This window comes from Streptomyces omiyaensis, assembly GCF_014650895.1.
GTDB classification, from domain to species: Bacteria; Actinomycetota; Actinomycetes; order Streptomycetales; family Streptomycetaceae; genus Streptomyces; species Streptomyces omiyaensis.
Map to the genome: position 1 here is coordinate 94,711 of NZ_BMVV01000015.1, position 19,775 is coordinate 114,485.

General features: G+C 72.2%; 15 protein-coding genes, 1 tRNA gene and 1 pseudogene. 4 read left to right on the forward strand and 13 right to left on the reverse strand.

What is annotated here, in order from left to right; genetic code table 11:
- Positions 1-212: 212 nt before the first annotated feature.
- From IE287_RS23810 to IE287_RS23820, 3 genes are all read right to left on the reverse strand, one after another.
- The gene (locus tag IE287_RS23810; RefSeq protein ID WP_229883679.1) at positions 213-1,925 is read right to left on the reverse strand and encodes an FG-GAP-like repeat-containing protein; all 1,713 of its coding nucleotides are present in this window, start codon (positions 1,923-1,925) and stop codon (positions 213-215) included.
- 199 nt (positions 1,926-2,124) lie between these two features.
- Complete coding sequence (locus IE287_RS23815; RefSeq protein ID WP_189851204.1) at positions 2,125-2,820, reverse strand: TetR/AcrR family transcriptional regulator; 696 nt, start codon at positions 2,818-2,820, stop codon at positions 2,125-2,127.
- Positions 2,817-3,800, reverse strand: a complete 984-nt coding sequence (locus tag IE287_RS23820) for an acyl-CoA desaturase (protein WP_189851205.1) — start codon at positions 3,798-3,800, stop codon at positions 2,817-2,819. Before IE287_RS23820 ends, IE287_RS23815 begins: the two co-directional genes overlap by 4 nt.
- 241 nt (positions 3,801-4,041) lie before the next feature.
- On the opposite strand from IE287_RS23820, the gene ppc reads away from it, so the two are divergent.
- Positions 4,042-6,771: a phosphoenolpyruvate carboxylase gene (gene ppc, locus IE287_RS23825; protein ID WP_189851206.1), complete on the forward strand. Its 2,730-nt coding sequence runs from the start codon at positions 4,042-4,044 to the stop codon at positions 6,769-6,771.
- A gap of 67 nt (positions 6,772-6,838) precedes the next feature.
- On the opposite strand, the gene IE287_RS23830 is transcribed toward ppc, so the two are convergent.
- The 8 genes and pseudogenes from IE287_RS23830 to IE287_RS38685 form a co-directional block, all read right to left on the reverse strand.
- Complete coding sequence (locus IE287_RS23830; RefSeq protein WP_189851207.1) at positions 6,839-7,777, reverse strand: LAVTG motif-containing sortase-dependent surface protein; 939 nt, start codon at positions 7,775-7,777, stop codon at positions 6,839-6,841.
- A gap of 142 nt (positions 7,778-7,919) precedes the next feature.
- Complete coding sequence (locus tag IE287_RS23835; protein WP_189851208.1) at positions 7,920-8,363, reverse strand: hypothetical protein; 444 nt, start codon at positions 8,361-8,363, stop codon at positions 7,920-7,922.
- Positions 8,364-8,412: 49 nt separating this feature from the next.
- Complete coding sequence (pth, locus tag IE287_RS23840) at positions 8,413-9,009, reverse strand: aminoacyl-tRNA hydrolase (protein WP_189851209.1); 597 nt, start codon at positions 9,007-9,009, stop codon at positions 8,413-8,415.
- A gap of 87 nt (positions 9,010-9,096) precedes the next feature.
- Positions 9,097-9,693 carry a 50S ribosomal protein L25/general stress protein Ctc gene (locus tag IE287_RS23845; protein WP_189851210.1) on the reverse strand — a complete coding sequence of 199 codons (597 nt, stop codon included), beginning with the start codon at positions 9,691-9,693 and terminating at the stop codon, positions 9,097-9,099.
- Positions 9,694-9,939: 246 nt separating this feature from the next.
- Positions 9,940-10,914 (reverse strand): ribose-phosphate diphosphokinase, encoded by a 975-nt coding sequence (locus tag IE287_RS23850; RefSeq protein WP_031007234.1) that lies wholly within the window; start codon positions 10,912-10,914, stop codon positions 9,940-9,942.
- 121 nt (positions 10,915-11,035) lie between these two features.
- Positions 11,036-12,484 (reverse strand): bifunctional UDP-N-acetylglucosamine diphosphorylase/glucosamine-1-phosphate N-acetyltransferase GlmU, encoded by a 1,449-nt coding sequence (gene glmU, locus IE287_RS23855; RefSeq protein ID WP_189851211.1) that lies wholly within the window; start codon positions 12,482-12,484, stop codon positions 11,036-11,038.
- Between the two features lie 107 nt (positions 12,485-12,591).
- Positions 12,592-12,665, reverse strand: a tRNA-Gln gene (locus tag IE287_RS23860).
- Positions 12,666-12,671: 6 nt separating this feature from the next.
- A pseudogene (locus IE287_RS38685) lies at positions 12,672-13,377 on the reverse strand (hypothetical protein).
- A 129-nt stretch (positions 13,378-13,506) separates the two neighbouring features.
- On the opposite strand from IE287_RS38685, the gene IE287_RS23865 reads away from it, so the two are divergent.
- Positions 13,507-14,826, forward strand: a complete 1,320-nt coding sequence (locus IE287_RS23865) for a sensor histidine kinase (protein WP_189851212.1) — start codon at positions 13,507-13,509, stop codon at positions 14,824-14,826.
- A gap of 28 nt (positions 14,827-14,854) precedes the next feature.
- Here IE287_RS23865 and IE287_RS23870 read toward each other — a convergent pair whose 3' ends face one another.
- Positions 14,855-15,346, reverse strand: a complete 492-nt coding sequence (locus tag IE287_RS23870) for an SUKH-3 domain-containing protein (protein WP_373307886.1) — start codon at positions 15,344-15,346, stop codon at positions 14,855-14,857.
- Entirely contained in the window at positions 15,343-15,861 is a 519-nt protein-coding gene (locus IE287_RS23875) for a YwqJ-related putative deaminase (RefSeq protein ID WP_189851214.1), read from the reverse strand. Before IE287_RS23875 ends, IE287_RS23870 begins: the two co-directional genes overlap by 4 nt.
- Before the next feature lie 308 nt (positions 15,862-16,169).
- Here IE287_RS23875 and IE287_RS23880 point away from each other — a divergent pair, with 308 nt between their 5' ends.
- Both IE287_RS23880 and IE287_RS23885 read left to right on the forward strand, forming a co-directional pair.
- Positions 16,170-17,168, forward strand: a complete 999-nt coding sequence (locus IE287_RS23880; protein ID WP_189851215.1) for an SMI1/KNR4 family protein — start codon at positions 16,170-16,172, stop codon at positions 17,166-17,168.
- A gap of 7 nt (positions 17,169-17,175) precedes the next feature.
- Positions 17,176-19,530, forward strand: coding sequence for an SUKH-4 family immunity protein (locus tag IE287_RS23885; protein ID WP_189851216.1), 2,355 nt, complete (start codon positions 17,176-17,178; stop codon positions 19,528-19,530).
- The last annotated feature ends 245 nt before the right edge of the window (positions 19,531-19,775 follow it).

Consider the following 19,775-nt stretch of genomic DNA (forward strand, 5'->3'; position numbering starts at 1 on the left):
ATTTCCCCCCCTGGGGAACGAAAACAGTCCGGACCGGGGCAGGGTTCCGCAGCGCCTCCGCGCGTCCGCGCGCAGAGGGCGGGCACCCCCCTCGGATGTGCCGTGAGTGTACCTCCGGCCCCCGACATCCGGACGAACGGATATCGAACGGGAGGGACCCCTACCGCGCGGACAGCGCGACGGCGCGGGCCCCTCCCCGGAACCCCTCCGGCCTAGAACAGGTCGGAGTAGACCTGCCAGCCGCCGCCGACCTCGGCGCGCGGCGCGAACACGCCGCCCGCACCCGTCGCGTGGTAGCGGTACAGCGTGCCCCCCGACGTCGTCGCGAGCAGGTCCGCGCGCCCGTCGCCGTCCAGGTCGCCCGGGACCACGATCTGCCGGTACGCGTTCCAGCCGCCGCCGATCCTCTGCCGGGCCGCGAACGGACGCGTCGACACGCCCGTCCCCCTGTACAGCCACAGCGTGCCCGAGCCGTCCCGGGCCAGGACGTCCGCCCGGCCGTCGCCGGAGACGTCGCCCGCGCCGACCAGGCGGTTGTACGCGCCCCAGCCGCTGCCGACCCGGATCCGCGACGCGAAGCCCGTCCCTTCGCCGTTGCCCCGCATCAGGTACAGCACGCCGGAGCGGTCCCGCGCCAGCAGGTCGCCCTTGCCGTCGCCGTTCAGGTCGCCGGGGCCGGAGATGTGGTTGTAGGAGCTCCAGCCGCCGCCGGTCCAGCCGTTGGCGTAGAGGGTGCCGCCGATGGTGAAGTACAGGTCGCCGAAGGCGTCCGCGCCGAGCGAGGAGGCGAAGCCCATCGGGGCACCCGCCCAGCCGCCCGCGTCGCCGACCTGGTCGCGCGCGGTCAGCTTGCCGTTGTTCGTCGTCCCGTACCAGTACAGCGTGCCGCCGGGCGTCCGCGCCATCAGCGCGTTCTTGCCCGCGGAGGCGATCGTGCCGGAACCGGCGAACTGGTCGACCGAGAGGTACCCGCCGGCCGACGAGGCGCGCGTACGGGCCGTGAAGGTGCCGTTGCCGCGGCCCCGGTAGGCCCACAGCGTGCCGTCGACGGACCGGGCGAACAGGTCGGCGTGCCCGTCGCCGTCGATGTCGTCGGCCGACAGGAGCTGGTTGAACGTGTTCCAGCCGCCGCCGATCAGCTTCTTCGGCTTGAACGGGCTCGTCTTCACGCCCGTGCCGCCGTAGAAGTACAGGTTGCCGTCGGGCGTGCGGGCCACCGCGTCGCCCCGGCCGTCGCCGTCGCTGTCGCCGATGCCGACGAGCTGGTCGAACGCCCCCCAGCCGACACCCGCCTTCACCGGCCCCGAGAGCGGCGCGTACGGGTTGCCGGTGCCCCGGTAGAAGTACAGCTCGCCGTTGTGCTTGCGGGCCAGCAGGTCGAAGCGCCCGTCGCCGTCGACGTCACCGGGCGAGAAGACCTTGTTGTAGACGCCCCAGCCGCCGCCGGTCCAGGAGAGCGAACCGCCGCTCAGGGTGGCGTCGGCCTGGAGCTCGGCCTTGCCGTACTTGGTCAGCACCAGCACCTCGGGCTGGCCGTTGCCGTCCTGGTCGCCGAGCGGGACCAGGTCCATGGGGACCTCGGACGCCCCGGAGCGGTACCAGGTCCCGCCCTGGGCGTCGCTGCTCGGCACCACGCCGAGCTCGGAGTTCCAGTCGCGGTACAGGATGTCCGTGAGGCCGTCGCCGTCCACGTCGAACCGGGACGGCAGCACCTCGCCCGCCTGCGCGGTCCGTGCCGCCGCACCGGAGCGCAGCGCGGACAGGTCGAGGTCGGGCAGCGGCGCCGCGGCCCGGCGCGGCAGCTCGGCGGAGGGCCGGGGCGCGGGCTCGGCCACGGCGGGAGACGCCAGCAGCATGCCGGCGGAAAGGACGAGCGCGGTGCACGCGGCGACACGACGGCCGCGCGGGGAGAAAGCGGTACGCAAAGGTGATCCCCCCCCTGGGGAACGTGAGAACAGGTACCAGGGGCGAGGCTCCGCACCACCTCCGCGCGGCGGAACACGGCACGCGCGAAGGGCGGACACCCCCCCGGATGTGGGGGGATCATAACCCTGATCGTTGAGCAGGCAACGAAGTGTTTCCGAATCCGTCAGGTCACACCCCGACGGACCCGGCCCCACCCGCTCAGTTCTTCCGGTGCCCTATCAGCCGCGGCTTCTGCTCCAGGCCGTCCAGACCGTGCCACGCCAGATTCACCAGATGCGCCGCGACCTCGGCCTTCTTCGGCTTCCGGACGTCCAGCCACCACTGCCCCGTCAGCGCCACACTCCCCACCAGCGCCTGCGCGTACAACGGCGCCAGCTTCGGGTCGAAGCCACGGGTCTTGAACTCCAGACCCAGGATGTCCTCCACCTGCGTGGCGATGTCACTGATCAGCGACGCGAAGGTACCCGTGGACTGCGCCACCGGCGAATCCCGCACCAGGATCCGGAAACCGTCCGTGTAGTTCTCGATGTAGTCCAGGAGCGCGAACGCCGCCTGCTCCAGCAGCTCACGCGGATGCCCCGCGGTCAGCGCCCCCGTCACCCCGTCGAGCAGCTGCCGCATCTCCCGGTCCACCACGACCGCGTACAGCCCCTCCTTGCCGCCGAAGTGCTCGTACACCACCGGCTTCGAGACCCCGGCCTTCGCCGCGATCTCCTCCACCGACGTGCCCTCGAACCCCTTCTCGGCGAAGAGCGTCCGGCCGATGTCCAGAAGCTGCTCCCGGCGCTCCGCACCGGTCATCCGCACCCGGCGGCTCCGCCGGGGCTTCGCTCCGGTACCGCCCGTACCGCTGGTGCTGCTGGAACTGCCGTCGATCGCCACGTCTTCCATCATGCCGCGTCGGCGGAGGCGGCCTGGCGCCGGGCGTCGATACGGGACTGCGCCGGCCACCGCACGTCGGTCGCCCAGCCCGCCAGCTCGAACCAGCGGATCAGCCGCGCACTCGAATCGACCTGCCCCTTCAGCACCCCGTGCCGCGCCGACGTCGGATCCGCGTGGTGCAGGTTGTGCCAGGACTCGCCGCACGACAGCACCGCCAGCCACCACACGTTCCCCGAACGGTCACGCGACTTGAACGGCCGCTTGCCCACCGCGTGACAGATCGAGTTGATCGACCACGTCACGTGGTGCAGCAGGCACACCCGCACCAGCGAACCCCAGAAGAACGCCGTGAAAGCGCCCCACCACGACCACGTCACCAGACCGCCCACCACCGGCGGGATCGCCAGCGAGACGACCGTCCACAGCACGAACTGCCGCGAGATCCGCCGGATCGCCGGGTCCTTGATCAGATCCGGCGCGTACTTGTGCTGCGGCGTCCGCTCCTCGTCGAACATCCAGCCGATGTGAGCCCACCACAAGCCCTTCATCAGCGCCGGCACCGTCTCCCCGAACCGCCACGGCGAATGCGGGTCGCCCTCCGCGTCCGAGAACTTGTGGTGCTTGCGGTGATCCGCCACCCACCGCACCAGCGGCCCCTCGACCGCCAGCGACCCCATGATCGCCAGAGCGATCCGCAACGGCCGCTTCGCCTTGAACGAACCGTGCGTGAAGTACCGGTGGAAACCGATCGTGATGCCGTGGCAGCCGATGTAGTACATCGCCGTCATCAGCCCCAGGTCCAGCCAGCTCACCCCCCACCCCCAGGCCAGCGGCACCGCCGCCAGCAGCGCCACGAACGGCACCACGATGAACAGCGCCAGCGCGAACTGCTCGACGGAACCCTTGCTGTCACCCCCCAGCGTGGCGGAGGGCAGGGCCTGGGCCGGATCGGTCGCCTCGGACGCCGAGGTGACCTCGGGGCTGATGGTCATGCGTGTCCCTGGGGGGTGAAGGAGAGGGGGGTACGTACGAAGAGGAAACAGGCCGAGGCTACGCCTGCGTAACCTACGGCGACGTAAGTATGGCAGCGCGGCGGCACGCGGCAAGAGGGCACAAGCGGGGGGCTGCCCGACGTCCAGGGATTGGACACCTATCCTGGGGACGTCGGACAGCGCGGTCCGCAAGCCTCCAGAACCCTCCAGACGTGCTTGAACACTGCAAGGAGCCGCACCTGTGAGCAGTGCCGACCAGACTCCCACCACCAACGCCGAGCTGCGCGCCGACATCCGCCGACTGGGCGACCTGCTCGGCGAGACCCTCGTGCGCCAGGAGGGCCACGAGCTCCTCGACCTCGTCGAGAAGGTCCGCCGCCTCACCCGAGAGGACGGCGACGCCGCAGCCGAGCTGCTCCGCGGCGTCGAACTGGAGACGGCCGCCAAGCTCGTCCGCGCCTTCTCCACCTACTTCCACCTCGCCAACGTCACCGAGCAGGTCCACCGCGGCCGCGAGCTCCGGGAGAAGCGCGCCGCCGAGGGCGGCCTCCTGGCCCGCACCGCCGACATGCTCAAGGACGGCGACCCCGCCCACGTACGCGAGACGGTCAAGAACCTCAACGTGCGCCCCGTCTTCACCGCGCACCCCACCGAGGCCGCCCGCCGCTCCGTCCTCAACAAGCTCCGCCGCATCGGCGCCCTCCTGGAGAGCCCGGTCATCGAGGCCGACCGGCGCCGCCACGACCTGCGGCTCGCCGAGAACATCGACCTCATCTGGCAGACCGACGAACTCCGCGTCGTCCGCCCGGAGCCCGCCGACGAGGCCCGCAACGCCATCTACTACCTCGACGAGCTGCACGCGGGCGCCGTCGGCGACGTCCTGGAGGACCTCGCCGCCGAGCTGGAGCGCGTCGGCTACGAGCTCCCCGCCGGCACCCGCCCCCTCACCTTCGGCACCTGGATCGGCGGCGACCGCGACGGCAACCCCAACGTCACCCCCCAGGTGACCTGGGACATCCTGATCCTCCAGCACGAGCACGGCATCACCGACGCCCTGGAGCTCATCGACTTCCTCCGCGGCCTGCTCTCCAACTCCATCCGCTACACCGGAGCCACCCAGGAACTCCTGGACTCCCTCCAGCGCGACCTGGACCTCCTCCCCGAGATCAGCCCCCGCTACAAGCGCCTCAACGCCGAGGAGCCCTACCGCCTCAAGGCCACCTGCGTCCGCCAGAAGCTCCTCAACACCCGCGAACGCCTCGCCCACGGCACCCCCCACCAGGACGGCCGCGACTACCTCGGCACCGCCGAGCTCATCCGCGACCTCACCCTCATCCAGAGCTCCCTGCGCGAGCACCGCGGCGGCCTCTTCGCCGACGGCCGGATGGACCGCACCATCCGCACCCTCTCCGCCTTCGGCCTCCAGCTCGCCACCATGGACGTCCGCGAGCACGCCGACGCCCACCACCACGCCCTCGGCCAGCTCTTCGACCGCCTCGGCGAGGAGTCCTGGCGATACGCGGACATGCCCCGCGACTACCGGCAGCGGCTGCTCGCCAAGGAACTGCGCTCCCGCCGCCCCCTGGCCCCCACCCCCGCACCGCTCGACGCCCCCGGCCAGAAGACCCTCGGCGTCTTCCACACGGTCAAGGAGGCCTTCGAGCGCTTCGGCCCCGAGGTCATCGAGTCCTACATCATCTCGATGTGCCAGGGCGCCGACGACGTCTTCGCCGCCACCGTCCTCGCCCGCGAGGCCGGCCTGATCGACCTCCACGCCGGCTGGGCCAAGATCGGCATCGTGCCGCTCCTGGAGACCACCGACGAGCTCCGCGCCGCCGACGTCATCCTCAACGACATGCTCGCCGACCCCTCCTACCGCCGCCTCGTCGCACTCCGCGGCGACGTCCAGGAGGTCATGCTCGGCTACTCGGACTCCTCCAAGTTCGGCGGCATCACCACCTCCCAGTGGGAGATCCACCGCGCCCAGCGCCGCCTGCGCGACGTCGCCCACCGCTACGGCGTCCGCCTCCGCCTCTTCCACGGCCGCGGCGGCACCGTCGGCCGCGGCGGCGGCCCCTCCCACGACGCCATCCTCGCCCAGCCCTGGGGCACCCTGGAGGGCGAGATCAAGGTGACCGAACAGGGCGAGGTCATCTCCGACAAGTACCTCATCCCCTCCCTGGCCCGGGAGAACCTGGAACTCACGGTCGCCGCCACCCTCCAGGCCTCCGCCCTGCACACCGCTCCCCGCCAGTCCGACGAGGCCCTGGCCCGCTGGGACGCCGCGATGGACGTCGCCTCCGAGGCCGCCCACGCCGCCTACCGCGCCTTCGTGGAGGACCCCGACCTCCCGACGTACTTCCTCGCCTCCACGCCGGTCGACCAGCTCGCCGACCTGCACCTGGGCTCGCGGCCCGCCCGCCGCCCCGGCTCGGGCGTCTCGCTCGACGGCCTGCGCGCCATCCCGTGGGTCTTCGGCTGGACCCAGTCCCGCCAGATCGTCCCCGGCTGGTTCGGTGTCGGCTCCGGCCTCAAGGCGCTGCGCGAGGCCGGCCTCGACGCCGTCCTCGGCGAGATGCACGAGCAGTGGCACTTCTTCCGCAACTTCCTCTCCAACGTGGAGATGACGCTCGCGAAGACGGACCTGCGGATCGCCCGCCACTACGTCGACACCCTCGTCCCGGACGAGCTCAAGCACGTCTTCGAGACCATCGAGGCCGAGCACGCGCTCACCGTGGCGGAGGTCCTCAAGGTCACCGGCGGCGAGAAGCTCCTCGACTCCCACCCGGTCCTCCAGCAGACCTTCGCCATCCGCGACGCCTACCTGGACCCGATCTCCTACCTCCAGGTCGCCCTCATCGCCCGCCAGCGGGCCGCCGCCGAGGCCGGCGAGGACCCGGACCCGCTGCTCGCACGGGCCCTGCTCCTCACGGTCAACGGCGTGGCGGCGGGCCTCCGCAACACCGGCTGACCCCACCGCACGACAGAAGTGCCCCCCACGGGACTCCCGTGGGGGGCACTCCTCGTGACGGGGCGCGTCAGCCCTGCGCGGCCTTGCGGCGACGCACCACCAGGAACGCGCCGGCCGCGGCGAGCGCGGCGGCGACGCCGGCCATCACGCCGACCGGCGCGCTCGAACCGGTCTCCGCGAGGTTGCCCTCCTCCGAACCGCCCTGGGTGTCGGTGCCCGCGGCGGTCCCGCCGGTGGCGGACGTCTCGCCGGTGGCCGTCCCGCCCGTGGTGGCCTCACCCGTGGCGGTCCCGCCGGTGGCGGTGGTCTCCCCCGTGGCCGACCCGCCGGTGGTGGTCTCACCGGTGGTGGTGGTCTCGCCGGTCGTGGACGTCTCGCCCGTGGAGGACGTCCCGCCGGTCGTGGTCCCGCCGGTGGTGGTGGTCTCGCCGGTCGTGGACGTCTCGCCCGTGGAGGACGTCTCACCGGTCGTGGTCCCGCCGGTGCTGGTGCCGCCGGTGCTGGTGCCGCCGGTGGTGGTCCCGCCGGTCGTCGTCCCGCCCGTCGTGGTCCCGCCCGTCGTGGTCCCCCCGGTGGTCTCCTCGCCCGGCTTGTCCGCCGCGCAGGTGTGGGAGAGCTGGAACTCGTCCTGCGGCGTGGTGCCCTTGATCGTGGCCGAGGCCTCGGTCAGCTCGGCGCCGGCGGGGGACGCCACGTAGGCGTGCTTGCCCGCCGGGTTGCCGAAGGCACTGAAGTCCTCGATGACCTGCGTGCCACCCGGCTTGAAGGTGACCTCCAGCTTGACGAACTCACCCTTGTTGCCGGGCAGGACGAAGTGCCAGCCGTCCTGGTCGGCGGGGATGCTGTCGGGGCACTCACCCGGCTTGGCGTCGGCGGCCGTCAGCGGCAGCTTCTGGTTCAGCGTGATCTCGTTGTCCGAACCCGTCGCGAAGGCGGTCGGCGCCAGGATCAGAGAGCCCGCCATGGCCGCGACGAGCGTGGCGGCGGGTGTGAAGGAGCGTCGCATGTGCAGTCGTCCATCTGTGGAATGAGGGATGCCGTGGGGGATGGCGCTCGCAGCCTATCCGCCTCTTCGAGCCACCCTCGACCCGGCGGGGGATAACGATCCCGCCGGGAGAACGGAGAGTTCGGCCGGACCACCGCACCCGTCACAGCGTCAGGAACGCCCCCACCCACACTGCCGCACCCGCGCCCGCCATCGACCACGCCGTCCTGCGCAGCCGCAGCCCGCCCGCCACCAGCGGCGCCGCCAGCACCAGCGCCCCGCCCAGCGGCAGCCACGCGTGGAGCCCACCGCCCCAGCCGGCCCGCACCCCCTCGTCCGTCCCCGGCTTCACCACCACCGGGATCACCGACCCCGGACCCGCCGCCACCGACCGCCCGATCGCCAGCGTCCGCCGCGGCGCCCCCGGATCGTCCGGCACGTAGCTCCCGGAACACCGCTCCTCCGAACACCCCGCCACCGTCAGCGTCCCGTGCTCACGCCCCTTCGCCAGCAGGACGTGCTGCGCGGCGCCCCACGAGGCCCACACCCCCGCGACGACGAGGAGGACGGCGACGAGGGCCATGGCGGCGTTCCGGACGTGCGTCATGACCCGCGATCGTACAGTCGTACCCCCCGGAACCCGACGGCCCGGGAAGTCAGGAGTTGTACGCCGACTGCGCCCGCTCCAGACCCTCGGTCACCAGGCACTCCACCGCGTCCGCCGACCGGTCCACGAACCAGTCCAGCTCCTTGCGCTCCGTCGACGAGAAGTCCTTCAGCACGAAGTCCGCGACCTGCATCCGGCCCGGCGGACGCCCGATCCCGCACCGCACCCGGTGGTAGTCGGGACCCATCGCCTTCGTCATCGACTTCAGGCCGTTGTGCCCGTTGTCCCCGCCGCCCAGCTTCAGCCGCAGCGTCGCGTAGTCGATGTCCAGCTCGTCGTGGACCGCCAGCACGTGCGCGGTCGGCACCTTGTAGAAGTCCCGCAGCGCCGTCACCGGACCACCGGACAGGTTCATGTACGACATCGGCTTCGCCAGCACCACCCGCCGGTTCGCCGGGCCCACCGGTCCCAGCCGGCCCTCCACGATCTGCGCCTGGGCCTTCTGCGCCCGCTTGAACTTCCCGCCGATCCGCTCCGCCAGCAGGTCCACCACCATGAAGCCGATGTTGTGGCGGTTGCCCGCGTACTCCGGCCCGGGATTGCCGAGGCCGACGATCAGCCAGGGCGCGTTCGCGTCGTCGGTCATCGCCAACTCCTTGATCACAGGAAAAGAGAAACGGGGTGACGGGCCGCACGGCCCGTCACCCCGTCACGTCGGACAAGAGCCTACGGCTCAGGCCTCGGCGGCAGCCTCGTCGCCCTCGGCGGACTCCGCGGCCGGCTCCTCGGCCTGGGCGGCCAGGACCTGCAGGACGACGGCGTCGGCCTCGGTCACCAGGGTGACGCCCTTCGGCAGCTCGATGGCGTCGGCGGTGACGGAGGCACCGGCCTCCAGGCCCTCGACGGAGACCGTGACGGCCTCGGGGAGGTGGGTGGCCTCGGCCTCGACGGAGAGGGTGTTGAGGACGTGCTCCAGCAGGTTGCCACCGGCGGCGAGCTCGCCCTCGGCGACGACCGGAACCTCGACGGTGACCTTCTCGCCGCGCTTCACGATGATGAGGTCCACGTGCTCCAGCGAGCCCTTCAGCGGGTCGCGCTGGGCGGCCTTCGGGATGGCCAGCTCGGTGCCCTTGCCCTCGATGTCCAGGGACAGCAGGACGTTCGGGGTGCGGAGCGCCATGACGGTCTCGTGGCCCGGGAGGGTCAGGTGGACGGGCTCCGAGCCGTGACCGTAGAGGACGGCGGGAACCTGGGCGTTGCGGCGGATCTTGCGGGCGGCGCCCTTGCCGAACTCGGTACGGACGGAGACGGCGAGCTTGACCTCGGACATGTGCACTCCTCGTAGTGGTGGTGACGGTTGCGACTGTCACCCGGCCGCCGACTGGCGATGGCCTGCTACGAAGAGCGCGTCGATAACGGAGCGCCGACCCGATACGGGTACCGGCCTCCCTCGCCGAGCAACCTCAGCAGTCTACCCGCCCGCCTCCGGCCCCCCAAATGGATCACCCCCGGGAGAACGCCCGAGGGCCGCCTCCCCCGAACGGGGAAGACGGCCCTCGGGCGTGGACCCCGCGGCTCAGTGCTCCTCGAAGAGGCTCGTCACCGAACCGTCCTCGAAGACCTCGCGCACCGCGCGCGCGATCGTCGGCGCGATCGACAGCACCGTGATCTTGTCCAGCTCCAGCGAGCCGGGCACCGGCAGGGTGTCCGTGAAGACGAACTCGCTCACCTTGGAGTTCTTCAGGCGGTCCGCGGCCGGACCCGACAGGATGCCGTGCGTCGCCGTCACGATGACGTCCTCGGCGCCGTGCGCGAAGAGCGCCTCGGCCGCCGCGCAGATCGTGCCGCCCGTGTCGACCATGTCGTCCACCAGCACACAGACGCGGCCCTTCACGTCACCGACGACCTCGTGGACGGTCACCTGGTTGGCGACGTCCTTGTCGCGGCGCTTGTGCACGATCGCCAGCGGCGCGTCCAGACGGTCGCACCAGCGGTCGGCGACCCGGACGCGGCCGGCGTCGGGGGAGACGATCGTCAGCTTCTCGCGGTCGACCTTGCCGCCCACGTAGTCCGCCAGGACCGGCAGCGCCGACAGGTGGTCCACCGGACCGTCGAAGAAGCCCTGGATCTGGTCGGTGTGCAGGTCCACGGTCAGGATGCGGTCCGCGCCGGCCGTCTTCATCAGGTCCGCCACCAGACGGGCCGAGATCGGCTCGCGACCGCGGTGCTTCTTGTCCTGACGGGCGTAGCCGTAGGACGGCACGATCACGGTGATGCTCCGGGCCGAGGCCCGCTTCAGAGCATCGATCATGATCAGCTGCTCCATGATCCACTTGTTGATCGGAGCCGTGTGGCTCTGGATCAGGAAGCAGTCCGCACCACGGGCCGACTCCTGGAAGCGGACGTAGATCTCACCGTTGGCGAAGTCGAACGCCTTGGTCGGAACGAGACCGACACCCAGCTGGTGCGCGACCTCCTCGGCCAGCTCGGGGTGGGCGCGGCCGGAGAAGAGCATCAGCTTCTTCTCGCCGGTCGTCTTGATCCCGGTCACAGCACTGTCTCCTCAGACGTGTTCCCTGGCCGCAAGACCCGCGCTCCCGAGCGCGTGTGCGAACCAGCCGAATTTGTGTGCACGTATCACGGTACGCCTCGTTCGACGTACCTGTTTCCGGTCAGCTTTCGCCGGCGGATCCTTCCGAGCTCGCCTCGGCGGCCTGCGCCGCCGCGCTGCCGGGCCGCTTCCGGGCGACCCAGCCCTCGATATTCCGCTGCTGGCCCCGCGCGACGGCCAGCGCACCCGCCGGCACGTCCTTCGTGATCACGGATCCGGCGGCCGTGTAGACGCCGTCCCCGATGGTGATGGGAGCCACAAACATGTTGTCCGACCCGGTCCGGCAGTGCGACCCGATCGTGGTGTGGTGCTTCGCCTCGCCGTCGTAGTTCACGAAGACGCTCGCCGCGCCGATGTTCGTGTACTCGCCGATCGTCGCGTCACCCACGTAGGACAGGTGGGGGACCTTCGTGCCCTCGCCGAGCGTCGCGTTCTTCATCTCGACGTAGGTACCGGCCTTCGCCTTCGCGCCGAGCCTGGTGCCCGGACGGAGGTAGGCGTACGGACCCACCGAGGCGCCCTCGCCGATCACGGCCGAGACCGCCACGGTGTTGTCCACCCGGGCGCCCCGGCCCACCGTCGTGTCCGTCAGGCGCGTGTTCGGGCCGACCTCGGCGTCCTCGGCCACGTGCGTGGCACCCAGCAGCTGCGTACCCGGGTGGATCACCGCGTCCGGCTCGAAGGTCACGGTCACGTCCACCACCACGGAGGACGGGTCGACCACCGTCACGCCGGCCGTCATCGCGGCCTCCAGCAGCCGCCGGTTCAGCAGCGTCCGGGCCTCGGCCAGCTGCACCCGGTTGTTGATCCCGAGGATCTCCCGGTGGTCGGCGGCGACCGACGCGCCGACCCGGTGACCCGCCTCGCGCAGGATCGACAGCACGTCGGTGAGGTACTCCTCGCCCTGGCTGTTGTCCGTCCGCAGCTGCTTGATGGCCTGCGAGAGCAGCGCCCCGTCGAAGGCGAACACCCCGGAGTTGATCTCCCGGATGTCGAGCTGGCCGGGAGAGGCGTCCTTGTGCTCGACGATCGCCGTCACGGCCCCGGTGGACAGGTCCCGCACGATCCGCCCGTACCCCGTCGCGTCCGGCACCTCGGCGGTCAGCACGGTCACCGCGTTGCCGTCGCCGGCGTGCGTCTCGGCGAGCGCCTTCAGCGTCGCGCCGGACAGCAGCGGGGTGTCACCGCACACCACGACCACGGTCCCCCGGGGCGCGGCGCCCAGCTCCTCCAGCGCCATCCGCACCGCGTGACCGGTCCCGTTCTGCTCCTCCTGCACGGCGGTACGGGTCCCCGGGTACACCTCCTCCAGGTGCCCCCGCACCTGCTCCCGGGCGTGTCCCACGACCACGACGAGGTGCTCGGGCTCCAGCTCGCGCGCGGCGGACACGACGTGACCGACGAGCGAACGCCCGGCGATCTCGTGCAGAACCTTGGGGGTCTTGGACTTCATGCGGGTGCCCTCACCCGCTGCGAGGACGACGACGGCTGCCGGGCGGTTGGCGCTCACGGAAATGCCCTTCGGCTCTGGGTGGTGGACGCACGAAGGATACCGGTGGGCCGGGGGGCACCCATGAGGAAGGGCCCTGACCTGCGCGGTCAGGGCCCGAAACCAGCTGGCTCCCGGGGGAGGACTCGAACCCCCATAAGTGACACCAAAAGACACCGTCTTGCCCTTAGACGACCCGGGATTACCGCTATGCCCGATTTGGTACACCGGGTGCGGTCGCCGCCCCTACTATGCCGTACCGGGAGCCTTCGATGCGACGGTACAAGTCGGTGCCGGCCGAGACGCGGACGGCGAGGCATCCCCGGTACTCGGGGCCCGTGTTCTTGCGCACGGTCGGCCCTGATGACGTCCGGGTCGCTGTTGACGAATGCGACCGTCTCGTCCCGCCGGTAGGGCTTGCTCTTGGATCCGTCGGCCCGGTGAAGCGCCACGCCCGCGAGGAAGAGCTCCCGGGCGGTCGGCTCTCCCACCGCCTTCTCCGCCTCCTGGACCATCGCCGTGCGGGCCGCCTCGCGCGAGGGGTGGTCATGGACCCAGCGCTCGCGGGCTGCCTCCCTCCCCCGCTCGGCGGGTGTCCGGCGGTCGGCTTTCGGCAGGTCCCGTACCCACAGGCTGATCGAGCTCTTCGAGCAGTCCGGCTCGACCTGGATCCGGTCGCGGGTCATGCCCCGGAGCCGCAGCTCGCGGGCGCGGTCGCGGAGGTCGTCCTTGGCGTCGGGGCGCCGGGTCCACTCCGGCGGGGGCCCGCCCTCGACGAGGCGCTGGAGGAGGTCGTTGTCGAAGGTCTTCAGGCGGTCGCGGATCTGGCGGAGGCTGAGGCCCTCGCGGCGGAGGGCCACCGCCTGGGCGCGCAGGCCCTCGAAGTCCGCGTACCGGTCCATTTCCGCGGTCATGTGAAAAGCGTCGTCCGGAATGCGGACCCCCGTGTCGAAAGTTCGGACGGTTCAACGGTTCGAGGGACTGGTGTGCGGGGAGGTTGACGTCCTTCGGGCGGCGCGGGGGGCCGCCCGTAGGGTGGGGGCATGACTGCAACGGGGGCAGATCGGGACGCGCCGGGCGCGCTGTGGTGGTGGGGGCGGCGGCGCAGCGCCGTGCTCGACGTCGGGCTGGCGCTGGTGTCGGCGGCGGAGTGCGCCGTCGAGGGCGTGGGGTTCGCGGGGAAGGCGGGGGTGCCGGAGGGGCTCGGGGCGCTCTTCGGGTTCCTGGTGGGGTCCGTGCTGCTGGTGCGGCGGCGGTGGCCGATCACCGTGGTGCTGGTGTCGATCGCGGTGGCGCCGGCCGAGATGGGCTTCCTGATGGGGATCGTCGGGTTGTACACGCTGGCGGCGTCGGAGGTGCCGCGGCGGTACACGGCGGTGCTGGCGGGCATGGCGACGGTGGCCGTGTTCGTCGTGACGGCGGTGGAGATGCGGCGGGACATCGCCGCGCAGGCCGACGACTTCGATCCGAGCACCTGGTACGTGCCGGTGATGGCGCTCTTCATGACGCTGGGGCTGAACGCGCCGCCGGTGCTGTTCGGGCTCTACATAGGGGCCCGCCGGCGGCTGATGGAGAGCCTGCGGGAGCGGGCGGACTCGCTGGAGCAGGAGCTGTCGCTGCTCGCGGACCGGGCGGAGCAGAGGGCGCAGTGGGCGCGGCAGGAGGAGCGGCGGCGGATCGCGCGGGAGATGCACGACGTGGTGGCGCACCGGGTGTCGCTGATGGTGGTGCACGCGGCGGCGTTGCAGGCGGTGGCGCTGAAGGATCCGCAGAAGGCGGTGAGGAACGCGGCGCTGGTGGGTGACATGGGGCGCCAGGCGTTGACGGAGCTGCGGGAGATGCTGGGGGTGTTGCGGGAGGAGTCGGTTCCCGCGGTTTCGGGTGGGGTGCCGTTGGCGGCGGTGGGGCGGGCCGCGGCGGCCGCGGCACAGGCCGCGGCGTCGGAGGAGGGGCCGGGGCTGTGTGCCCTGGAGGGGTTGTGCGAGCAGTCGCGGCTGGCGGGTGCGGTGGTGGAGCTGGTGGTGCTGGGGGAGTCGGGGGCGTATCCGCGGGAGGTGGAGCGGACGGCGTACCGGGTGGTGCAGGAGGCGTTGACGAACGTGCACAAGCACGCGCCGGGCGCGGAGGTGGTGGTGCGTCTGGCGCACCGGGGGGCCGAGGTGGCGATGCAGGTGGAGAACGGTCCGTCGGACGCGGGTGCGGCGGACGCGGGTCTGCCGAGCGGGGGGAACGGTCTGGTGGGGATGAAGGAGCGGGTCGTGCGGTTGGGCGGGGTGTTCGTGTCGGGGCCGACGGACGCGGGTGGTTTCAAGGTGTCGGCGGTGATTCCGGTGTCGGTTCCGGTGGCGGGGGACGGCGTGTAGGGGGTGTCCTCCGGGTGGGGGCGCGGGTCTAGCCGGTGGTGAGGCGGGCGGGGCGGGTGCCGGTGACGAGGGTGGCGAGGGCGGTGTCGATGTCGCGGCCGAGGTACCAGTCGCCGGCGTGGTCGAGGCTGTAGACGCGTCCTTCGGCGTCCATGGCGAGGACGGCCTGGTGGTCGCCCTCTTCGCCGAGCGGGGCGAGTTCGGTGCCGAGGGCGCGGCCGAGGTCGGCGAGGGTGCGGGCGAGGTGGAGGCCGGCGAGGGGGTCGAAGCGGAGGGTGGCGGGTGCTATCTGGCGTCCGTGGCCGGGGGCGGTGAGGCGGAGGCCGCCGAATTCGGCCCAGGCTTCGACGGCGGCGGGGAAGACGCTGTGCCGGTGGCCGGCGGGGGAGACGTGGGCGCGGAGGGTGTCGGCCCATTCCTCGGCGATCTTGATGTCCCAGCGTCCGGGCTGCCAGCCGGCGTCGCGGAGGGCGGCGTCGACGTTGACGGGGAAGCGGGTGGTGTCGGACACGTGGGTCAGCCGTTCTGGGCGGGTGGTGCGGGGGCCGGGTCGACGGTGCGGACGCCGAAGTGGTCGAGCAGGGCGGCGCAGGAGCGGCAGGGTGCGGCGTAGCTGCCGTGCAGGGGGTCGCCGTCCTCGCGGATGCGGCGTGCGGTGATCTTGGCGTGTTTGAGGCTGCGGCGGGCCTCTCCGGCGGTGAGGGGTTTGCGCTGGGCGCGTCGGGAGCGGTTGTTCTCGGCGGCGGTGAGGTGCCGGGAGAGCAGGATGGCTTCGGGACACCGTCCGGTGAAGCGTTCGCGCTGGCCGCTGGTGAGGGTGTCGAGGAAGTCCTGCACGAGGGCGTGGAGGACGGGCGGGGCGTCTCCTCGGCCGGCGGTGCAGGTGAGGGTCTCTCCGCGTACGGACAGGGCGGCGCCGACGGCGGGCAGGATGCCGTCGCGGCGGTGGAGCAGTAAGGGGGCGCGACCGTTGTCGGTGTCGCTGCTCCAGTTGAGGCGTGGGTCACCCTGCGTGGGCGTCGTGCTGGTGTACATGGTGCTGTTCTTCCCCTCCTGCAATCCCCCGAGTTGCGGTGCACAGCCTGCCAAATAGGGAGCCATATGGGGAAGCTGGGTGGGGGTTTCGACATGCCGGTGTGTCGGAGCCGTGGTCGGGTCGTCATGGCTTCGTGACGGTTGGTGACGGTGCGTGTGCGGGGACGGTGTGCGGGGGCGAGGGCCGGTTCGTGCTCTTGTGGCAGCGCATAGGCTGTGCGGGATCGGTCGGGCGAGCTGTGCGCAGCGGGGTCCGGCAGCAGGAGCAAGCAGTAGCAGCCAGTGACGCCATGCAGGGGGCAACCGCCATGACGACAGGTCGGCTCGGGCAGTCCACCGCGCCACCGAACGCGGCCTATGCCGGGCAGGTCGTGCGTTTCCCGGATCCGGTGCGCGCCTCGCGGCATCCGCGCGGCGTGCGGGTGGACGAGCGGGGTTTCCCGGACTTCTCGCCGTACGCGCGTGCGGCGGCGGAGATCGCGGAGCCTCCGGAGGGTTTCGGTGTCGACGAGCTGCGGCTGACGGACTACGTGTCGGCGAACGCGGCGATGGCGGCGACCGGACACGAGTTGTGGGACACGATTCCGGCGGTGGCGACGCCGCACGGCTGGACGTGGCACCACGTGGTGGGTTCGCGGCGTCTCGAACTGGTGCCGGTCGAGGTGAAGGCGTTGCTGCGGCATCACGGTGGTGTGGCGACGGCGGCGGTGGACCACGCGAAGCGGGGCACGCGGCCGTTGCAGGAGACCCGGCCGGTGCACTTCGGGCTGCCGAAGAGCGGGATGTCGGTGTCGGAGCAGCAGTTGCAGGGCGTCGAGGAGGACCTGGGGTACCGGCTGCCGGGGGCGTACCGCTCGTTCCTGAAGGTGGCGGGTGGCTGCGCCCCGGTGGGCGCGGCGCTCGACGCGGAGCTGGGTCTTCTGGTGGACCAGCCGTTCTTCACGGTGCGCGAGGAGGCGGGGGTCAACGACCTCGTCTACGTCAACAAGTGCCTGCGGGACCATCTGACGAAGGACTACCTGGGGGTGGCTTTCGTGCAGGGCGGTCTGGTGGCGGTGAAGGTGCGGGGCGCCGGGGTCGGTTCGGTGTGGTTCTGTGCCTACGACGACGTGCGGGACTCCGGCGAGGAGGCCGCGGGGTGGTCGGTGGACGAGCGGGTGGAGCGGTTGCTGCTGCCTTGCGGTGCGGACTTCGACGCGTTCTTGTTGCGGCTGGCCGGCAATCCGCCGGAGCTGGAGACGGTCGCGAACCTGATGGTGGACGGCGGCTTCGCGCGCGCCGTGCCCGTGGCCCCGGTGGGAGGGTGAGCCGGCTGTGGTGACGTTCGCGCAGGCGCAGGAGCGTGCCGAGGAGTGGGTCAACGGTGATCTGCCGCCGTACCAGCACCAGGAGGTGCGGGTGCGGGAGTTCGGTCTGGGTTTCGTGGTGTGGGCGGAGGGCCGCGAGGGCGGTCCGACGGCGGACGCGGGGCGGCAGCGGTTGGTGATCGCCCGGGATTCGGGTGAGGCGACGCTGTGGCCGGGGTTGCCGGTGGGTGAGGTGATCCGGCGGTACGAGGAGGAGTACGGGGCGGTGGAGGAGGCGGCGGTGCCGGCTCCGGCCGCGCCGCCGGCGCGGATCGATCTGAATCAGACGTCGTTCCTGTTGAGTCCGCCGGAGTGGTTGCAGGACGCGGCGGACAAGATCGGTCTGCCGCAGCGGCCGAACGCGTCGCAGGAGGAGCGGGGGTCCGAGCCGGACACGGGTGCCGGTGTGCTGCCGGGTCCGGCGGCGTCGGTGTCGTCGGCGGAGTCCGGGGGGTCGGCGTCGGTGTCGTCGGACGGGGCTCCTTCCTCGTCGGTGTCGTTCGAGGAGTCGGACGCGGAGTACGAGCCGACGGCGATGGACGGGGTTCCGGCGTCGTCGGGCAGTCCGTGGGCGGACGCCAACGCGAGTGCGGGCGGGGTGGAGGGCGTGCCGCTGCCGGCGACCGTGTTCGCGCCGCCGTTGTCGGGGGCCGATGACGAGGACGCGCCGGCGCCGGTGGTGGGCGCGGACGCGCCGACGGCGCTGATGCAGGGCGGGAGCGCGCTGCCGAAGACGGCCGTGGCGCCGCGGCTGGATCCGGCGGCTCCGCCGCCGCCGGGCGCGACGCCGCCCCCTCCGGCGGTTCCGCCGTCGGTGCCGGGTGCGGGGGACATCGCGGACGCGGCGACGAGCAAGGCGACGCTGCCGCCGAAGAAGGCGGCCGCGCGGGGGCCGGTGGCTCCGCCGTCTCCGCCGGGGGTGCCCGGTGGGACTTCCGGTGGGCCGGCGCCGGCCTACGTGCCGACGCAGTTGGTGGCGCAGACGCCGCCGCCGGTGCCGGGGCAGCCGGGGACGCCTCCGCCGCCCGCGCCGCCGGGGCCGGTGACGCCCCCGCAGCCGGTGCACCACGCGGCGACGATGCTGGCGCATCCGGGGCAGGCGGGTCCGGCAGGTCCGGGGACGCCGCCGCCTCCGCCCCCGCCGCCGGGGGCTCCGGGTGGTCCGGGGACGCCGGCGCACGGGATCGAGCACGCGCCGACGATGCTGGCGCAGCCGGGGCCCGCGGGTCCGGGCGCGCCGCTGCCGCCGCCGGGGCCCGCTCCGGCGGCTCCGCAGCCGCCCGGTCCGGCTCCGGTGCCCGGTCCCGGCCCGGCTCCGGCGTACGGGTATCCGCAGCAGCCGCCGGCCGGGGTGCCGACGGTGGGGCCCGGGTACCAGGCGGTGCTGCGGTACCGGGCGCCGGACGGTTCGGAGCAGCAGATCATCCGGCGTTCGGCGCCGGGCACCCCGCATCCGGAGTGGCAGATCCTGCACGAGCTGCGCGGGCTCGGTGTGCCGCCGCAGCAGGTGCTGGAGCTGCACACGGAGCTGGAGTCCTGCGAGCTGCCGGGCGGGTACTGCGCGCGGATGATCCGCGAGACGTGGCCGCAGGCGCGGATCACGAGCATCGCGCCGTACGGGCGTGATCACGCGGGTCGTCAGCAGGGGATGCGTCAGCTCCTGACGCATCAGGGCGAGTTGCACCAGGTGGCGGACGGTCCGGCGCGTCCCGCGCCGGTGCGTGCGCCGCTGCCGCAGGTGCAGCCGGCGCCGCCGGTTCCGCCGGAGGGCGTGGCCCAGGAGCTGGCGGGTGCGTTCGGGCCGGGGATCCTGCGGTTCGACCAGCGGGCGGTGTCCCGGCAGGGCGTGCCGGAGCTGGTGGCGGTGACGCTCATGTGGGCGGGGCTGCCGGCGGACTTCGGGCCGTTCTTCTGGGCGCAGCCGGCGATGCCTGTGGTGCCGACGCTGGCCGAGCTGGCGCAGCAGCGGCAGGTGCCGGCGGCCGCGGACGCGAGTTCGTACCTGGTGCTGGGGTCGGACTTCGGGCGGGCGATCTGTGTCCAGTACGGGACCGCGCACATCGTGGCGGTGCCGGTGGAGGCGGGTCCGGGCGGGGTGTCGGTGCCGCCGCAGTTCGTGAACACGGGGCTGCCGGAGTTCACCCGGTCGATGGCGCTGCTGGGCCGGATGTGGCGGCTGAGGTTCGGGCTGACGCCGGAGCAGGCGGGGCGGTGGACGGTCGATTTCCAGGCGCAGCTGGCGATGCTGGATCCGGCGGCGCTGGCGTCGCCGGAGAACTGGTGGTCGGTGCTGCTCGAGCAGATGTGGGACGGCCTCCTCTGAGGTTTCCGTCCGGGGATCTCCGGAGATCTCGGAGGTGTTCCCGGAGATCCCCGGAGATCCCCGGAGATCCCCGGAGATCCCCGGGATCCCCGGGCATCTCCGGGGGAGGCCTCCCCGATGTCGTTCTCTGACGTTTTCTGACGTTCAGTGAGACGGAATGTGACGAAGGGCGCTCGACGTGTCACCACGTCTGGCGCCTTTTGTCCGTTCTTATGGCGCATCCTGGGAGGGACCGCAGGGAAGGG

Bases quoted from the DNA above. Each gene is read 5' to 3' on its own strand.
- pth (WP_189851209.1), bottom strand. From the start codon at position 9,009: ATGACCGACGACGCGAACGCGCCCTGGCTGATCGTCGGCCTCGGCAAT.
- IE287_RS23835 (WP_189851208.1), bottom strand. From the start codon at position 8,363: ATGACGCACGTCCGGAACGCCGCCATGGCCCTCGTCGCCGTCCTCCTC.
- IE287_RS23875 (WP_189851214.1), bottom strand. From the start codon at position 15,861: ATGTACACCAGCACGACGCCCACGCAGGGTGACCCACGCCTCAACTGG.
- IE287_RS23845 (WP_189851210.1), bottom strand. From the start codon at position 9,693: ATGTCCGAGGTCAAGCTCGCCGTCTCCGTCCGTACCGAGTTCGGCAAG.
- IE287_RS23880 (WP_189851215.1), top strand. From the start codon at position 16,170: ATGACGACAGGTCGGCTCGGGCAGTCCACCGCGCCACCGAACGCGGCC.
- IE287_RS23820 (WP_189851205.1), bottom strand. From the start codon at position 3,800: ATGACCATCAGCCCCGAGGTCACCTCGGCGTCCGAGGCGACCGATCCG.
- IE287_RS23865 (WP_189851212.1), top strand. From the start codon at position 13,507: ATGACTGCAACGGGGGCAGATCGGGACGCGCCGGGCGCGCTGTGGTGG.
- IE287_RS23830 (WP_189851207.1), bottom strand. From the start codon at position 7,777: ATGCGACGCTCCTTCACACCCGCCGCCACGCTCGTCGCGGCCATGGCG.
- IE287_RS23815 (WP_189851204.1), bottom strand. From the start codon at position 2,820: ATGATGGAAGACGTGGCGATCGACGGCAGTTCCAGCAGCACCAGCGGT.